Below are 16,333 nucleotides of genomic sequence, written 5' to 3'. Positions count from 1 at the left end.
CTCACCACCATGGGCTCCCATCTTCTGCTCCTCGCCGGGATCGGCGGTCACGCCCCTGCCGAGGCCCTCGACTCGCTCTCGACCGTCAGCGACAGCGTCAGCGTCGTGTACGTGAGCGCCTGGAACCCCTCCGACCAGATCCGCGCCGACTTCCAACAACGCGACCTGGGCGGTGAGTTCGTGGACGCGGCCGATCTGGACGCGGCCGTCACCGCGGCCGTCGCCCTGCACGGGCGCCGGCCGCTGGACGGCGTGGTGACCTACTCCGAACTGCTGCTGCGCCCCCAGGCCCAGATCGCCGACCGGCTGGGCCTGCCCGGCAACCCGCCCGAAGCGGTGGCCATCGCGCAGTCCAAGGCCCGCCAGCGCCTGGTCTTCGCCGAACACGGCGTGCCCTGCCCCGGCTTCGAGATCATCACCAGCGAGCGGGACCTCGCGGCGGCCGCCGCCCGCGTCGGACTGCCCGGCGTGTTCAAGCCGTCCCTGGGCGCCGGCAGCCAGGGCGTGCGCCTGGTGTCCACCTACGCCGAACTGATCCACTCCTTCACCGTGGCGCGCGCCGAGAAGACCGCCTTCCTGCAGTCCGACGAGGCCTACCTGCTGGAGGAGCAGCTGGCGCTGGAGGCCGACGGCGACAGCGGATACGCGGCCTACTGCAGTGTGGAGTCACTGCTGGCCGGCGGCAGCGCCCACCATCTGGCGATCTCCGACCGGCTGCCGCTGGAACACGGCTACGTCGAGGAGGGCGCCGTCCTGCCCAGCCGGCTGGACCCGGCGACCCAGGCGGCCGTCATCGACGTCGCCGACCAGGCGATCAGAGCCATCGGACTGACCAGCGGCGCCGTCCACACCGAAATCGCGCTCACCGCTCAGGGCCCGCGCGTCATCGAGGTCAACGCGCGCGCCGGCGGGCCGCTGCCCACCATGTTCAAGGCGGCCGCCGGCTACGACTACGCCGCCGAGATCGGCCGCAGCGCCCTGGGCCGGCAGCCGGCCGCGCGACCCGCCTTCGACCAGGTCGCCCTGCTGCGGTTTCTGCCCATCCCGGCCGGCTCCTGGCGGCTGGCCGCCCAGACCCCCGCCGACCAACTGCTGCGCGCCTTCCCCGAACTCCTCTACGTCTCCCCCCGCTTCCTGCCCGGACAGCGCGTCAGCCGGCAGCGCAGCATGCACCTGGCCAGCTTCCTGGTCAAAGCCGCCGACCGAAACGCGGCCCTGGACGTCATGCGGCGGGTGGAAAGGGCCCTTGACATCCGGCTGGTGCCGGGTTTCGGGGCGACGACGGGGGCCGACCGTGACTGACTCCCCTCCCGCGGCCAAGACCGGCGCGGCGGGGCTGCGCCGCTTCTACGCCGTCGGCCTGTGCGACGCGCTGGGCCTGGGCATGTATCTGTCGCTGTCGGTGCTGTTCTTCGCCCACGCGGCCGACCTGAGCAACCAGCAGGTCGGCATCGTCCTCAGCACCTCGGGCGTGGCGTCGTTGCTGGGCGCCATGCCCATCGCGCGGACCGCGGAACGCCACGGGGTGCGGGCCGTACTGGCCGCCCTGTTCACCATCCGCTGCGCCGCCTTCCTCGCGATGGCGGCCGTCTCCTCCTTCGGTCAGGCCCTGGGCGCGGCGGCGGTGGCCGGGCTGCTCAGCCGCGGCATCGGTCCGCTGATCGAGTCCGGGGTGATCAGCCGGGCCGGTGACGCCCAGGCGGTGGGCACCCTGGCGCGGCTGCGGACCCTGCGCAACGCCGGCCTCGCCGCCGGCGCCCTGCCCACCGGCGCGGCGATCGCCGCCGGCGAGGCGTGGGCGTACCGGACGGTGCTGATCGCCTCCGCCGCACTGTTCTTGTGCTGCGCGGTGATCTGCCGCGGCTTCCCCACCTCCCCCGCCACCGCCCGGCGCGGCGGGCGCGCCCGCGTCCTGCGCAACCGCGCCTTCCTCGCCATCACCACCCTCTACGGGGCGTTCACGCTGTCCGCGCTGCTGCTGGGCATCGGGATGCCGCTGTGGATCGTGCAGCGCACCCAGGCGCCGTCGTGGACGGTGACGCTGATCCAGTTGCTGAACACGGCGGTCGTGGTGGCGTTGCAGGTACGGCTGAGCCGGGGCTCGGACCGGCTGACGCGGGCGAGGGCGCTGATGTGCCGCGGGGGTCTGCTGGCGGGACTCGGCGCGCTGGCGGTGCCGCTGACGGTGCTGGGCGGCGGCCGTGTGGACCTGCTGGTCGTCGTCGTGGCGGCAGTCCTGCTGTCGCTGGGCGAACTGCTGATCACCGCGGGCACCACCGGGGCGGCGCTGCTGCACATCCCCCCGGGCCACAAGACCAGCCACCTCGCCGCCCTCAACCTCGGCTTCGCGGCGACGACGGTCATCGGTCCGCCGCTGATCAGCGTCAGCGTCGGCTGGAGTGGGGCCTGGGTGGGCTGGGCGGTGTTCTTCGCCCTCCTTGGCCTGCTCGCCCTGCGCGTGCCCGAACCACCGCCGCGCAGCGCCATGACCCCGGCCGCCCGGCCGCAGGGTGTCACCGCGGGCTGAGCGCGTACGGCGAGAAGAAGAGGCGCCATGCCCAACCGGCCGGTGGGAGGCATCGGTACGACCGCGGTGGCGTCCGCCGGATCCACCACGGTCCGGACCGGCGGGACCCGATCCTCTGCGTCGTGCCTCAGGAGGAGCACCGGCCTGCGCTCCTTCAGCTCCGGTTGCCGGCATCCTGTCCCCGCCCGAGGGCCGGAGGTCCCCAAAACAGGGGTGCGCAGGCGAGGTTGGGGGGAACAATGGCCGCCATGACGTACGAAGGCTCCTCCATCGACCCGGCCAAGCCCAGCATCGCCCGCGTCTACGACTACCTGCTCGGCGGCAAGGACAACTACGCCGTGGACCGTCAGATCGGCGACGTGTTCAAGCGCGACCTGCCCGGCTCGGTGGCCATCGCCTTCGCCAACCGCGCCGCCCTGACCCGGGCGGTCAGGGAGATCGCGAAGACCACCGGCATACGGCAGTTCATCGACCTGGGCAGTGGCCTGCCGACCGCGGACAACGTGCACCAGGTCGCGCAACGCCACGCTCCCGAGTCCCGCGTCGTCTACGTCGACATCGACCTCCAGGTGCTGGTCCACGGCCGCGCGCTGCTGGAGGACAACGACCGCACTCGCGTCGTCGCGGTCGACGTGCGCGACCCCGAAGGCGTCCGCACCCACCCCGACACCCTCGAAGTCATCGACTTCACCCGGCCCGTCGCCGTCATCCTCAGCGCCATCCTGCATCACGTCAACGACGACGAGGACCCGGCCGGCATCGTCCGCTACTGGCGCGACAACGTCCCCTCCGGAAGCTACTTCTTCGTCAGCCACTTCCGCTCCGGCGACAACCCGGAGACCGCGGAGGCCGAGAAGGTCCTCCAGCAGACGTTCGGCCGCGGCCGGTGGCGCACGGACGCGGAGATCGCCTCCCTGCTGGACGGCCTGGAGATCCTCGACCCCGGCATCGTCCCCGCGTCCCTGTGGCGCCCCGAGGAGAACGACAACCCGTGGAGCAGCGGCCGACGACGAGAGCTCACGGTCTGGGAACACCTCATCGCCGCCGGACTCGCCCGGAAGGCGTGAACGTGATCCGCCGTCCCTCGCCCCCGCGCTGACACCCGGACCGCTGCGGCGGCGACCGGCGGGTGCGGGGCCCGCGCCGTCCGGACGGGGGCGGGACGGTGCAGGGCCGGGGGGTCAGTCGATGACCGGGCCCTGGGAGCGGGAACGCTTGAGTTCGTAGAAGCCGGGGGTGGCGGCCAGCAGCACCAGGCCGTCCCACAGCCGTAGCGCGTCCGGGCCGCGCGGGGCCGGGGTAACGACCGGGCCGAAGAAGGCCCGCCCGGTGCCCTCCGGGCCCGGCAGTGCGATCACCGGGGTGCCGACCTCCTGGCCGACCTGGTCCATGCCCTCCTGGTGGGAGGCGCGCAGTTCACGGTCGTAGGTGTCCTGCTCGGCGTAGTCGATCAACTCCGGTGCCAGGCCCGTCTCCTGGAGCGCGCCCGCCATCGCCTCCCGGCCCGGGCCGAGGCTCTGGCGGTGGATGCGGGTGCCGAGCGCGGTGTAGAGGGGGCCGGTCACCTCCTCGCCGTACTTCTGGCGGGCGGCGGTCATCACGCGTACCGGCCCCCAGCCCTCGGTCAGCAGCCGGCGGTAGCGCTCCGGCAGGTCCTGGCGGCCCTCGTTGAGCACGGCCAGGCTCATCACGTGCCAGCGGATGTCCAGGGCACGGTGTCCGGCGACCTCCAGCAGCCAGCGGGAGGTCATCCACGCCCACGGGCACACGGGGTCGACCCACAGGTCGACCGGGGTGGGGGTGGCGTCAGTGGTGGACATGGTCGTCTTCTCCTTCCGGTTCGGCGACCCGCTCCAGCAGGGCCATGGCCCGCTGCCTGGCCGCCGTGGCGTCGCGGACGGGGAGGCCGGCCACGTCGAGCAGGTGCGCGAGCAGGGCGGCGAGGCGGCCCTCGCCGGCGTGCGGCAGGGCTATGGCGCCCTCCCACAGCACGGCGCGGATACGCTCCGCGGTCGGTTCGCCGTCCGCCGCCGACGCGTCGAGCAGCCGGCGGGCACTCCAGCGCTCCAGCGGACCGGGCCGCCAGGCCTCACCGGCCAGGTCCTGTGCGAGGGCGGCCGTCAACGTGTCGAGCCGGTCCACGGCCGGGGCGTCCTGCCCGCCCGGGGCGAGGGTGGTGTCACTCATGGGAGGTGGTTTCCGCTTCCTGTCGTACCTGCCCACGCGCGGTGCGTGCGGCGCGGGCGCCGGATCGTATGGCGTGCCCACACGGTCGGCCGGAGCGGTCGAGGCGCGACCAAGGACCGGTGAGGGGATGGCCAAGGCGCGACCAAGGGGCGGTGAGGGCGCGGCCAAGGGGCGGTGAAGGGGCGGGTGTTGGGCGGGCAGAGAGATGGTCGGGGAAGCGTGATGGGCCGGGCCGGCCCGCCCGAGGGTGGTGAGCCCGGGGTCCGACTGCGCTGTTTCGTGGACCAGGTGCCGTCCACGATCAGGACGGTGCCCCTGCGGAACCGCTTGCGCTGCTGGAGCGCGAGCGAGGGGCCCGAGGCGGTCGACGATGCGGTGAGGGGGTGACGCGCTTGCTGAACTGACGCGGACTCAGCACGGAGAACGGGGCGATCAGGAGGGCTTCGACGTCGTGTCCACACCAGCCACGACAAGGTCATGTTTCGGCCGGCTGGAAGCACTGGGGGCCGCCGTCTCCGTCCGACGGAACCGGCCGTCGGCACCGGGCGTCTGACGCCTCGGCAACCGATCGACCGTGGATCACCGACCAAGGACGTGACAGAGATGTCCCTCGCGTTCGCATCGACCACGGGCGGCCGACGTGCATCTGCCGCGTCGGCCGTCGCGCTGCTCCTGCTCGCCGTCGCCCTGAGCGGCTGCGACCGTTCCACTGCCCCGAAGACGTCCGTCACCTCGGGCGCCCTGCGGGCCGGCGCCTCCGGCTGCCCGAAGACCCGGCGCGATTTCGCCGCCCCCTGGCCGGGGGTCGCCTCGCCGGCCCGTCTCGGGCGGCTCTCCCGCCTCGACAAGGCAGTCGCGCCCGGCCGGCGGCCGGCCCGCTTCGACATCACCGTCACCAATCCCACTGCACGGACCACCCGTCGGGCCTCGCTCGCCTTCACCATCAGCGGCCCCCAGAAGATCCCCACATTCAGCGGCGGTCTCCAGATCCACTACCGCGACCGATGGTGCGAGATCGCCACCTGGATGCGGGCGGAATCCGAGGACTCCCCGTCCGTCTCCGCCGCGATCCCGCTCACGCTGGACCCGCGCGGCAGCACCGTCCTCCACTTCCGGCTCTCCGGTTCACGGCCGACACCCGGGAGCCGCTTCGAGGATGTCGTCGGCTACACCGTCGAGGTCAACCTGCTGTCCACCAAGGACCTCCAAGGCCACCACCTCCACTTCGACCTCGCCCCGGACTCGACAACCGGCCCGCCGTCGAGCCCCGCTTCCCCCTCGTGAGACGGGACGCGGCGCACGATTCTCCTGGCTGACCCGTCTAGTGCCGTGACCGGAAGGGTTCACCGGCTCGCGACGCCCGGCACGGCTCCAGGAACGGACCGTCTCGCGCGGTTCCAGGTGACGGGACAGCCCTCAGGTGGCCGGCCCGCCGGAGCGGCCCGGGCGGCGGGTGAAGCGGCGTAGGCCCCGGCGGGTGGGCTTGAGGGGTTTGTCCTCGGCCGTCAATGGGCCCTGGGCCGCGGTCAGGGCCGGGGTGTGCCCCGGGGCTCCCGGCAGGGACCAGCCGCCGTGTTCGAGGCGGCTGCGCACGGCCTGGGCCATCGCCTGGTGGGACGGTTCGAGCAGGCCCTGCTCGGACAGCCGCTCCCACATGTGCAGCAGTTCCTGGCCGCGGGTGGTGACCTGCCGGTCGTCCAGCAGCCGCTGCCACGCCGCGGTCGCGCGGGCCACGTCGGGTGCCGCCCGGCCCAGGTCGGTGCGGCAGCGGATGCGCGCGACGGCCAGCGCGAGGGTCACCGACAGCGAGTAGTCGCCGCGCAGATACGCCAGGTAGGCCTCGATCGAGCGGGCTTCCAGGGCGAGTTCGTCCTTGGCTCCCCGGCGCAGCGTGAGGTGTTCGCGCAGCGCGCTGGCCAGGACGAACGCGGCGTGCAGTTCCTCGCGCTGCGCGTGCTGGATGATGCGCTCGACGCGGGCCAGCGGCGGGAAGGCCGCCTCCTCCGCGGCGGTGCGCTCCAGCCCGGGCGGCAGGTCGTCCTCGTCGGCGATGGTCCGGCTCGAGCCGTCGGGATACACCCGCACGCGGGCCACCTGCTGCTCGGTGCGGTCGATGACGGTGGCCGCCACCGGCGCCCCCACGGTGCGGGCGAACATGGCCACCGCGTCGAGGATCGCCTCGTTCGCCGGCCGGGTGCCGCCCATGTCCAGCAGATGGCCGTTGACCACCGTCGAGCCGTCCTCGGCGACGTAGGCGTCCAGACGGATCAGCGGCTGCGCAACAAGCGCGGGCAGGTTCCCCTCACGGGGGGCCGGCGAGTGGGGCATCGGTTCAGGCTCCGGGTCGTACGACGCCGAGGATGGGCATGGAGGCGGCCGGCGCGATGGTGACCGTGCGGCCGGGCCGCGGGGCGTGGATGATCTGGCCGCCGCCGATGTACATGCCCACGTGCGTGGCGTCGCTGAAGTAGATGATCAGGTCGCCGGGCTGTGCGGACGCCAGGGCGACCCGGGTCAGGCCCTGCCACTGTGCCTGCGAGGTGCGGGGTATGGGGTGCCCGGCCGACGCCCAGGCCGTGGAGGTGAGTCCCGAGCAGTCGTAGGAGGAGGGGCCCACCGCGCCCCACACGTAGGGTTTGCCGATCTGGGCCCGCGCGAAGTCGACGGCCTGCGCGGCCGATCCGCTCGCCTTGGTCTTGCCGCCGCCCGAGCCGGTCGGGGCGGACGTGCCGCCGCCCGTGGTGGGGCCTGTCCAGCGGGAGGTGGCTTCCTGCGCCTGCTTCTTCTCCAACTGGGCGAGTTTGCGTGTCTGTTCCTTCTTCAGTCCCGCTTCGATCTGCTCGGCCTGGGCGATCTTCCCCTCGATCTTCTGCTTCGCCTCGGCCTTGTCCGCGCGGGTCTTCCTCAGCTCCCGCAGTTCTCTGGCGGCGGTGTCGGTCTGCCGGCTCAGCTGCGCGCGGGCGGCCTTCTGCGTCTGGGAGACGTTGACCAGGCTCCGCAGGGCCTGGCGGGCCTGGGACGCCTCGTCCAAGGCCTGGTCGGGGTGGTCGCCGAGCAGCAACTGGATGCCGGTGGCGGCGAGATCGCCCCCGCGGTACTGCGTCCGGGCGGCCGCGCCGGAGAGGTCGTGCAGATCGTCGACGCGCTGCTCGGCGCGGGCCAGGCCCTGGTGCAGCGACGCCAGCCGCTTCTCCTGCCGGTCCGCCTTCTCGTCCGCGGTGTTGTAGGCCTCGGTGGCCACCTCCGCCTGGCGGTAGAGGCCGTCGAGTTCGGCGCGGATGTCCTCGATCGACGGGTCGCCCTGCGGGCCGGGGTCGCTGGGAGCCGCGTAACTCGGCCCGGCCATCAGGGCGGTCGCTAAGACGAGGGTTGCTGCGGTGGCCCGGCTCCGCAGCCGTCTGCCGCCGGTCGACACGTTCATCCAGCTCCACTCCCCCAGGTCGCATGCGGGCGGCTCGGACAGACGCAAGGCCCTACGCGGTCGCCAATACGCCTCGTGGGGAGGTCCGTTCAAGCCTCGAACACACTATCGTCACCGCGACGGCCGGCCTCTTCCGCCCCGTGCGTGTCAACCCGCGCGTAAGCAACTTTTCTTCCCACCGTCCCCTCGACGCCCGGTGCGCACCGGCCTCTTGGCGCGGCGAACGGCCCGGGCCCCCCGGGGGGACGGGCGGTTGTTTGCGGGGGCGGCCGCGCGGCGCAGGCCTGTTCTGCTGTCGCCGGCGCCGGGTCTCAGAGGCGGGTGCCGACCGCGAGTGTGTCATTCCCCGCGAGCTGCAGGATCGCCCGGGTGATGATGCCCAGTCGGCGCTCATCGAGGCTCTGCGCTGCGGCGATGGTGATGTGACCGATGCCGACCATCGACAGCACCAGGCCGAGGAACGCCCGCTGCCGCTCGTCCAGGCCCAGCGTGTACTGGAGGCCCGACAGGCCCTCCCAGTGGCAGGTGGCCTCTCTGTGCCGGTTGTGGACGATCAGGTTGCGGCGGACGTGAGGCAGGGCGAGGATCGTCTGCTCGTCGACCAGGGCCTGCGCCGCCGCGCGGTCCCCGCCCGGCCTCGCTGTGCGGATGATGTGCCTGGCGAGCGTGTGCAGGTCGTCGTCCGCGTCGGCTGCTCGGTCCTCGGTGTCGATTTCGGTCGTCATGCTGATGCCTCCGTGGGGTGTCGGTACCCGCCGGGGCCGAACGCGGCGGCGAGCACGGCGGGATCAGTGAGGTGTCCGGACCCGTCGGGGCGCCAGAGCCAGAACCGGTAGTCGACGTAGGAGTTCATGGGCGGGCAGTGCAGGGACCAGCCGGCGGGGTGCACCGTCAGCTGACGCACGCCGGCCAGTTCCGCGGCGGCATCGAGCGGCACCAGCCACCAAGCCTTGTCGAGCTCCCCATCGGCGAGCACGGGCCCACGCTGGTCCTCACGGATACGCATCACTGCCGGCATGCCGGTGGTGATGCGGGACTCGGCCACGAGCCACCGCGTACCGCAGACGAGGGGGGCGAGTCTCTCGGCGTCCCAGACCTGGCGTACGAGGTCCGGGTGCGCGGAGCAGTCGGCGAGCCACGAATCCCCGGCCTGGTACCGCTGAGCGAGGTGCATCGGTAGGGCCATGACCAGCACCGTAGGAAGACCGGAGAATCAGCGTGCGCTCTGATTCGCGAATATTCGACCGCAGGCTGCGCTGATTCGCGGTGATACTCAGGTGAGGTCGGTGAAATGGGCGCGGGCCCGACCGATCAGGCGCCGGGCATGGGTGCCGTACACCGCCGACTTGTCGAGCGTCTCCCACACCCGCCGGTACAGGGCCACGCTGTCAGCGTCGTTGAGCCACAGCTCGGCGTGCCATTCCTCCACGATCGTCAGCCGGTCGTCGTACTGCCAGAAGCCATTGCCGGGCGGGAGGCCGAGGGGCGCGCCGAGCGGGACGATGCCGAGGCGGACAGTGTCCAGGCCGATCACGCTGGCCAGCCGGTCGAGCTGCGCGGCGAGGACGTCCGGCGGGGCGACGCCCGCAAGCAGGGCGGCCTCCCACATGATGAGGTGGAACTCCCGGCCGGGCTGGTAGAGCAGCTCCTGCCTGCGCATGCGGGCGCGCACAGCCTCCTCGACGTCCCGGGGCGACTGCTGCAGCTCGGACATCCGGGCGAAGACGTGACGGGCGTAGTCCGGCGTTTGGAGAATGCCGACGACCATGGCGCCCTGCCACGCCCGAAGAACAGTTGACTGCTCGTACTCGACGGAGAGGGCGTCCTGCACCGGGCGGTGGCCGGCACGCAGCTGGCGCCGCCATGAGCGGGTGTGCGTCTCCAGCCCCTGCAGCCGGGCGAGGAGCTCCTCGGCGGTCGCGGGCTGCTGTGTGGCCTGCGCCCACCCCATGAGGTCTTCAGGGGTGGCCGTCTGGCGGCCGGTCTCCAGCTTGGACACCTTGGCCTGTGGCCACCCCAGGACAGCCGCCAGCTCCCGCTGGGTCGCCGTGCCGCGCAGTTCACGCAGCCGTCGGCCGAGGGCCTCGCGGGCTTGCTGGAAGTCCGTGGTCACACAGCGAAGTTACCCGCGGAACTGGTCGTGCGGCACGGCGTGGTGCCAAGCGGCCTCGCGGGCCTGCATGTAGCGGAGGACGTCCACGGGGTCCGTGATCAGCTCGACTTGGGTGATCTCGTCGCCATCGTCGAAGTGGAGCAGGGCGACCACCCGCGAGTCGAAGATCCAGAAGTCTGTGTGCGGCAGCTGGAGTTCGCCTGCCTCGCTACGGCCCAGGACGCGGATGTCCTCGCCGACCGCAGCGTTGCGCCGCGCGTTGTCGAGGAGGTACCGCTGTCCCTCGGTGGGCGGCTCGTCGAGGATCCGCACCCGCTCGAACCGCTTGCCGAGCGCGGCCTGCTCGCGGCGGCCGCGGCACCATTCGTCGTCGAGATCCCAGGTGACCGGCTCGCCCGCGGTGAACTGCTGGTAGGTGTCGGTCGCCTCGTCGGACGCGTACCGCCGGCGGGTCTCCAGCCGCCAGGCGGAGTGCTTCACCTTGCTGAACATGCCGGCGAAGTCGTCGAAGCTGATGAACTGAGGCACGTGGACGGGCTCCTTGGGGCCGAAGTTCGCGAGCAGCTCCCTCGGGACGATGACGGCGTCCTCGTCCGCCGTGAGGTTCTCCAGCTGGCCGAGCTCACCGGAGTCGGTGACGCGGTCGCCCTGCACGACGAACCGGTCTGTGCCGGGGATCTCGTACAGGGTGGGGCATCCGTCGTTGCCGCTGTTGGTGCCGACCTTCCACAGTCGCCTGGTCATGGCGGGTTCCCTTCGTGGGGCTGGTGATCTGCCCGCGCACCGTAGCCGCCGCGGCGGCGGGCGCAACAGGGCGTCAGAAAGCAGCGCGCACGGGCGGGTGAACAGTACGGTGTCCGGACTCAACTCAGGCGGGTCTGATGAGCAATGGGAGCAGTGGGGCGGTCGACGCCGGCGTGTGTTCGTCGCCACGCTCGTGCTGCTGTACGTGAGCGCGGTGCAGGGCTGGGCGGTCCTCACGTTGCTGTGCGGGGTGGTTCTGATCGGCGTCATGGTGACGACCGCGGCGCGCCGCCAGCAGTCAGGCGGACGTACGCCAGGCGGCGGTGAGCGGCCATGGCGGCGCCGCGACTAACCACAGACCGCATAAGGGGTGCGGCTGGTTGGGTCTGGCCTGCGGTTTTCCAGGGGTGATGGCACTCGCTTGTCACACGTCTCGCGGGCCCGCAGAGGTCCGGCCCGCGGCCGAGTCGGGCGCGGTACGTAGATGCCGCGCTACTTCGGCTGCGACTTGAACGGGTCGAGGCGCAGCACGTGAATAACAGCCGTGATCATCAGGGCCCACCCAACGACACGATGGCGCTACCCAGGAAGTACAGGGCCGGCACCCACGCGGGGACGCCGCGTCGCCAAGCCACGGCGAACGGCAGGAATGCCAGCACGGACATGCTGACGAGCGGCACCGCACCCCAGCCCCAGCGGTGCCAGGGAGTGCGGAACATGCGAAGGCGTGGGGAGTAGGCCAGGTGAGCCCTCGGCGTGGGATCCCCCGATGCGTACATGTCGCACAGGATGGCCCGAGGGCGCGTACCGATCAGGTTGGTGGCTTCCTCCTGGCACCCGTTCTCCCACAGCCACGCAACCGCGTTGCACACGGCAGTGCTGGGGCGAAGTCCGTCAGCCCTGTGCTCGATCGCGGCAGCCTCGTACTGGCCGAGGCCATACAGGGCGGTGGTCAGGATCTCGGCGGGCACGGCCACGTGAGCGTAGGGGGCGGCAGGCTTCCGGGGCATGCGGTGCTCCTTCGTGGCGGTAGTCGGTTGTTCATCGCTGCATCGCTGAGTCGTTTCGTGGTTTCGTCGTCTTGTCGCTTCGTCGCCTTTCGTGACGGACGTCAGTCCTGTTCGACGTCCCGCGCGAAGTGCAGGGCCGCGATGCCCATCCGGCGGGCGTGGTAGAAGCGGTGGGCGGCCAGGTTGGTGGTGCCGGAGTCGAGTTCGAGACGGTGGCAGCCGAGCGTCCGGGCGCGCTCGGTGAGGTGGGTGAGCAGGATGGTGCCGATGCCGGCGGAGCGGCGGTCGGGGTCGGTGACCAGGTCGTCGACGAACAGGATCCGGCCGCGGCTGGTGGCCAGGACGCGGTGGGTGGCGAGCGCGACGCAGTGCCCGCCGGCGTCGTAGGCGGCGGTGAACACCAGTCCCTGCGCGTGCGCCTCCGAGGCGAACCGGTCGAAGCCGTCGTCGGTGAGGGCGGGCCGCAGGGCGCGCAGCAGGGGTCGCAGGTGTGCGGACATCTGCGGGGCGTCGGGGCTCACGTCGGTCAGGGTGTAGGACACGGCCGTCAGCGTAGGCACGCCTTCTCCCTTTGCGGGGGCCCGAGTTGACACACGACGGGCCGACCTGACGGACCGTGCCGCGCGATCGGCGCCGACCGCGCCGCAGGCCCGGGGGCGGTGCCAGACTCGGCGACCATGCGTGCCGCCTACATAACCCAGCTCGGCTCCCCCGACGTCATCGGTCACGGTGAACTGCCGCCGCCCGTGCCCGGTCCGCACGACGTGCTGGTCGACGTCGAGGTGAGCGCCGTCAACCATGTGGACACCTTCGTACGGTCCGGAGCGTGGCGCACTCCGCTGGAGTTCCCCTTCGTCATCGGCCGTGACCTGGTCGGCACGGTGGCCGCGGCCGGCCCCGGGGCGACCGGCTTCCGGGCCGGTGACCGGGTGTGGTGCAACAGCCTGGGCCACGACGGCCGCCAGGGGGCGGCCGCCGAGCAGGCGATCGTGCCGGTGGACCGGCTCTACCACCTGCCCGAGGGGGTCGACCCGGTGGACGCGGTGGCGCTGGCCCATCCGGCCGCCACCGCGCACCTGGCGCTGTTCACCCACGGACGGCTGCGGGCCGGCGAGAGCGTCGCGGTGCTCGGCGCGGGCGGCAACGTGGGCAGCGCGGCCGTGGTGATGGCGGCCCGGGCCGGCGCCCGGGTGATCGCCGTCGCCTCCGCCCGCGACGAGCCCTACGTACGGTCACTGGGCGCCGACCACGTGATCGACTACCGCTCCCCCGACGTCGCCGGGCAGATCAGGGCCGCCGCGCCGGACGGCCTGGACGTCCATGTCGACACCTCCGGCCGCAACGACCTGGAGACGGCGGTGGACCTGCTGGCGAGCCGGGGCCGCATCGTCATCCTGGCCGGGCTGCGCACCCGCCCGGTGCTGCCCGCGGGGGCGCTGTACCTGAGGGACCGCTCCGTGCACGGTTTCGCCATCTCGCACGCCGACACCGCCCAGCTCGCCGACGCGGCCCGGGGCATCAACGGGCTGCTGGCGGCGGGCCGGCTCGCCCCGCGCGCCACCGAGGTGCTGCCGCTGAGCGAGGCGGCCGTGGCGCACCGGCGGCTGGACGAGGGGAAGGTGCACGGCAAGCTCGTGCTGCGCGTGCGCGCCTGACGCGGCGCGCGCACGCCCGAGGGGGACCGGCCTGGTGAGGGCGCCGCGGCCACCGCCACGGCGCCCTCACCCGTTCCGCTCACCCGTCCTCCTCCCCCGCACCTGCCCGCCCCGGGCCGGCCCTTCCCGCCCAGCCCCGCGCCCGCCCTGCCCCGTCCGCCCGCCCGCCCGTCCGCCCGCCCGTCCGTCCGCCCGTCCGTCCGTCCGTCCGTCCGTCGGGGGACATCGCCCTCGCACGCGCCGCCGCACAACCGTGCCGCGTTCTCCCGTGACTTCACCTGATCTCGCGTGTTCTCACCTCTGTGCGGGCCGCGCATTGATCCACTGTCCACATTCCTGTCAACTTCCCTGACGCACAAGGGAATTCGACTTGACGGACACCGATCGGCTTCATTGCCCGGCTTCCGCGGGGATCGGCAGGATTGCCGGCATGACAGCGAACACTGACAGCGTCATCGACAATTCCCCGCTCTTCGAACTCGACGCCAGAATTCGTGTTTCCGTGTCCCCGGAGAAGACCTACTCCGTGGTCAGCGATCTGACGCGCAGCAAGGAGTGGAGCCCGGAGTGCATGGGCGGTGAGTGGATCGAGGGTGAGCCCTCGGCGGTCGGTTCGGTCTTCCGCGGCGAGAACCTGCGCAGCGAGAGTGTGGTCGGCTGGGCGCCGCTGATCCGCGGCACCTGGTTCACCGAGGCCCGTGTGGTGGCCGCCGAGCCGGGCCGGACGTTCCGCTGGATGATGCTCACCCATGCCCGTGAGGGCCAGGAGTCCGTGTGGGGCTTCGACATCGAGGACGCCGGCGAGGGCAGCTCCTGGCTGGTGCACCACTTCCGGATGGGCAAGGCCACCGCCGGCATCCACAAGATCGTCGCTGATCTCGACGAGGAGGCCCGCAAGCGGTTCGTCGCCGACTGGACCGCGAAGCTCGAGCAGGACCTCGACGACACCCTGGCCCGTATCAAGGACGTCGTGGAGAAGGACTGAGACAGGCGCCGTCTTTTCACCCGTACCGGCAGGCCGTCAGTTTTTTTGCCGGGCACCACCCCCCTTTCAGGATTCCGCAGCCATGGACGAGAGATCGGTTACATGTTTCTCCAGCGAATAGGAAGCAAGGGAATTCGGCTGGGCACGCTGTTCGATCGAGCGGCCGCCCGGCATCCGGCGAACTTCGTGATCCTCGACCACGACCTGGACATCGCCCCCGGCCTGGGCCGGCGGGCGACGTTGACCGAACTGGCCGATCTGGTGGACGACTTCGCCTCCCGGCTGTGGTCGGTGGGCGTGCGTCCCGGGGATCACGTCGTGGTGCACAAGAGCGACAACTTCGACATCTCCCTTCTGGCGTGTGCCGTCGCGCGCACCGGGGGCATCCCGGTGCTGCTGTCGCCGAAACTGGACGGCGCGACGGTCGCCGAGCTGCTGCGCCGGGTCGGGCAGCCGTTCCTGGTCACCGACCAGGACAAGCTCGAAATCGATCTGCCCGCCGAAGTGTTCGGCCTGTCCCGCACGGTGCTGCTGGCCTCCGGCCGGTTCGAGGGCGCGACCTCGTTCGCGGCGCTGGCCGGTGCGGCGCGTGTGCCGGCGGTGGACATGCCCATCGACCACCCCACGCTCATCACGCACACCTCCGGCACCACCGGCACGCCGAAGCTGGCCGTGCACACCGGGATGAGTTTCCAGTCCCGCTACCGGCCGCAGGCCACCGTCGTGGGCGCGGCGGTGCGCCGCAGCGAGCCCGTCGCCGTCCATGTGTCGTTCGTGCACTCGCGGATGTTCACGGCGATGCCCATCTCGATCCTGCAGGGCCACCCGCTGATCGTGCTGCGGGACGACGACCCGCAGGTGGTGGGTGATCTGTTCGCGCAGGTTCCGCCCGGGTTCATCGAGGCCCACCCCAACACGTTTTTGCGCTGGGAGACGCTGGCCGACGACCCGCGCGAGCCGCTGGCGAACGTGAAGTACTTCTCCTCCACCTTCGACGCCATCCACCCCCGGACCGTGCACACCCTGCTCAAGGCGTCGCGCCGCAAGGGCCGGCGCTTCGCCCAGGCCTACGGGCAGAGCGAGGTCGGTCCGATCGCCGCGCGCACCTACTCCCTCAAGGACGGCGCCGACTTCAACGGCCGCTGCGTGGGGGTGCCGTTCCCGGGCATGACCGGGGTGCGGGTGGTCAGCCGCAACGGCGCGCCGGTCACCCGGGAGAACCCCGGCTTCATCGAGGTCAAGAGCGACGGGCGGATCGTCACCTATCTCGGGGAGCACCAGCGCTGGCAGAAGCAGGTCAACGACGGCTGGTGGCGCATGGGTGACGTCGGCTACCGCACCCGGTTCGGCTGCCTGCACCTGCTGGACCGCGAGGTCGACGAGATCCCGGGCGTGCAGTCCACCCTGGAGATCGAGGACAAGCTGTTCACGCGGCTGCCGGAACTGGTGGAGGTCATCATCATCGCCGGGCCGGACGGGCGGGCGGTGCCGGTGGTGTGCACCCGCGACGACGCGCCGCTGGATCCGCTGGCGTGGAAGAGCGCGGTGATCGACCTGCCGGCGCTGGGCGATCCGGTCCAGTGGCGTCTGGAGGACCTGCCGCAGACCGCCACCACCAAGATCAAGCGTCTGGAGCTGGCCCGCCTGCTGGCCGCGGCACCCCAGTAGCAGTCGCTTGCGCGGATACCGCC

At 71.9% G+C, this 16,333-nt stretch carries 18 protein-coding genes; 8 read left to right on the top strand and 10 right to left on the bottom strand.

What is annotated here, in order from left to right; genetic code table 11:
- Positions 1-9 precede the first annotated feature (9 nt).
- The 3 genes from ABZT03_RS19135 (at position 10) to ABZT03_RS19125 (ending at position 3,594) form a co-directional block, all read left to right on the top strand.
- Positions 10-1,302 carry an ATP-grasp domain-containing protein gene (locus ABZT03_RS19135; RefSeq protein WP_356040810.1) on the top strand — a complete coding sequence of 431 codons (1,293 nt, stop codon included), beginning with the start codon at positions 10-12 and terminating at the stop codon, positions 1,300-1,302.
- Positions 1,295-2,527, top strand: coding sequence for an MFS transporter (locus tag ABZT03_RS19130; RefSeq protein ID WP_356040808.1), 1,233 nt, complete (start codon positions 1,295-1,297; stop codon positions 2,525-2,527). The genes ABZT03_RS19135 and ABZT03_RS19130 overlap by 8 nt, the downstream gene beginning before the upstream one ends.
- 239 nt (positions 2,528-2,766) lie before the next feature.
- Positions 2,767-3,594 (top strand): SAM-dependent methyltransferase, encoded by an 828-nt coding sequence (locus tag ABZT03_RS19125; protein ID WP_356040806.1) that lies wholly within the window; start codon positions 2,767-2,769, stop codon positions 3,592-3,594.
- 114 nt (positions 3,595-3,708) lie between these two features.
- Here the strand turns inward: ABZT03_RS19125 and ABZT03_RS19120 are convergent, their stop codons facing one another.
- Both ABZT03_RS19120 and ABZT03_RS19115 read right to left on the bottom strand, forming a co-directional pair.
- Positions 3,709-4,347: a disulfide bond formation protein DsbA gene (locus ABZT03_RS19120; protein WP_356040804.1), complete on the bottom strand. Its 639-nt coding sequence runs from the start codon at positions 4,345-4,347 to the stop codon at positions 3,709-3,711.
- Positions 4,334-4,714 carry a hypothetical protein gene (locus tag ABZT03_RS19115; protein WP_356040802.1) on the bottom strand — a complete coding sequence of 127 codons (381 nt, stop codon included), beginning with the start codon at positions 4,712-4,714 and terminating at the stop codon, positions 4,334-4,336. The genes ABZT03_RS19120 and ABZT03_RS19115 overlap by 14 nt, the downstream gene beginning before the upstream one ends.
- A gap of 603 nt (positions 4,715-5,317) precedes the next feature.
- Between ABZT03_RS19115 and ABZT03_RS19110 the strand changes: the two genes are divergently transcribed.
- Positions 5,318-5,998 carry a hypothetical protein gene (locus ABZT03_RS19110; RefSeq protein ID WP_356040800.1) on the top strand — a complete coding sequence of 227 codons (681 nt, stop codon included), beginning with the start codon at positions 5,318-5,320 and terminating at the stop codon, positions 5,996-5,998.
- A 132-nt stretch (positions 5,999-6,130) separates the two neighbouring features.
- Here the strand turns inward: ABZT03_RS19110 and ABZT03_RS19105 are convergent, their stop codons facing one another.
- From ABZT03_RS19105 to ABZT03_RS19080, 6 genes are all read right to left on the bottom strand, one after another.
- Positions 6,131-7,042, bottom strand: a complete 912-nt coding sequence (locus ABZT03_RS19105) for a hypothetical protein (RefSeq protein ID WP_356040798.1) — start codon at positions 7,040-7,042, stop codon at positions 6,131-6,133.
- 4 nt (positions 7,043-7,046) lie between these two features.
- On the bottom strand, positions 7,047-8,135 hold the full coding sequence (locus ABZT03_RS19100) for an NlpC/P60 family protein (protein ID WP_356040797.1): 1,089 nt from the start codon (positions 8,133-8,135) through the stop codon (positions 7,047-7,049).
- A gap of 311 nt (positions 8,136-8,446) precedes the next feature.
- Positions 8,447-8,860 (bottom strand): hypothetical protein, encoded by a 414-nt coding sequence (locus ABZT03_RS19095; RefSeq protein WP_356040795.1) that lies wholly within the window; start codon positions 8,858-8,860, stop codon positions 8,447-8,449.
- Complete coding sequence (locus ABZT03_RS19090; protein ID WP_356040793.1) at positions 8,857-9,321, bottom strand: hypothetical protein; 465 nt, start codon at positions 9,319-9,321, stop codon at positions 8,857-8,859. Before ABZT03_RS19090 ends, ABZT03_RS19095 begins: the two co-directional genes overlap by 4 nt.
- An 87-nt stretch (positions 9,322-9,408) precedes the next feature.
- Complete coding sequence (locus ABZT03_RS19085) at positions 9,409-10,248, bottom strand: helix-turn-helix transcriptional regulator (protein WP_356040792.1); 840 nt, start codon at positions 10,246-10,248, stop codon at positions 9,409-9,411.
- A gap of 9 nt (positions 10,249-10,257) precedes the next feature.
- Positions 10,258-10,992, bottom strand: coding sequence for a DUF6879 family protein (locus ABZT03_RS19080; protein ID WP_356040790.1), 735 nt, complete (start codon positions 10,990-10,992; stop codon positions 10,258-10,260).
- A gap of 175 nt (positions 10,993-11,167) precedes the next feature.
- Between ABZT03_RS19080 and ABZT03_RS19075 the strand changes: the two genes are divergently transcribed.
- Complete coding sequence (locus ABZT03_RS19075; RefSeq protein ID WP_356040788.1) at positions 11,168-11,344, top strand: hypothetical protein; 177 nt, start codon at positions 11,168-11,170, stop codon at positions 11,342-11,344.
- Between the two features lie 199 nt (positions 11,345-11,543).
- Here ABZT03_RS19075 and ABZT03_RS19070 read toward each other — a convergent pair whose 3' ends face one another.
- Together ABZT03_RS19070 and ABZT03_RS19065 are read right to left on the bottom strand one after the other, a co-directional pair.
- Complete coding sequence (locus ABZT03_RS19070) at positions 11,544-11,963, bottom strand: hypothetical protein (RefSeq protein WP_356040786.1); 420 nt, start codon at positions 11,961-11,963, stop codon at positions 11,544-11,546.
- Positions 11,964-12,103: 140 nt separating this feature from the next.
- Positions 12,104-12,562 (bottom strand): GNAT family N-acetyltransferase, encoded by a 459-nt coding sequence (locus ABZT03_RS19065; RefSeq protein WP_356040784.1) that lies wholly within the window; start codon positions 12,560-12,562, stop codon positions 12,104-12,106.
- 117 nt (positions 12,563-12,679) lie between these two features.
- Between ABZT03_RS19065 and ABZT03_RS19060 the strand changes: the two genes are divergently transcribed.
- From ABZT03_RS19060 to ABZT03_RS19050, 3 genes are all read left to right on the top strand, one after another.
- Entirely contained in the window at positions 12,680-13,657 is a 978-nt protein-coding gene (locus tag ABZT03_RS19060; protein WP_356040783.1) for an NADPH:quinone reductase, read from the top strand.
- Between the two features lie 430 nt (positions 13,658-14,087).
- Positions 14,088-14,642: an SRPBCC family protein gene (locus ABZT03_RS19055; RefSeq protein ID WP_356040781.1), complete on the top strand. Its 555-nt coding sequence runs from the start codon at positions 14,088-14,090 to the stop codon at positions 14,640-14,642.
- A 102-nt stretch (positions 14,643-14,744) separates the two neighbouring features.
- Positions 14,745-16,310: an AMP-binding protein gene (locus ABZT03_RS19050; protein WP_356040779.1), complete on the top strand. Its 1,566-nt coding sequence runs from the start codon at positions 14,745-14,747 to the stop codon at positions 16,308-16,310.
- Positions 16,311-16,333 lie beyond the last annotated feature (23 nt).

The organism is Streptomyces sp. NPDC005574 (assembly GCF_040605435.1).
Taxonomy (GTDB): domain Bacteria; phylum Actinomycetota; class Actinomycetes; order Streptomycetales; family Streptomycetaceae; genus Streptomyces.
This window is presented reverse-complemented; position numbering and strand designations above follow the sequence as displayed.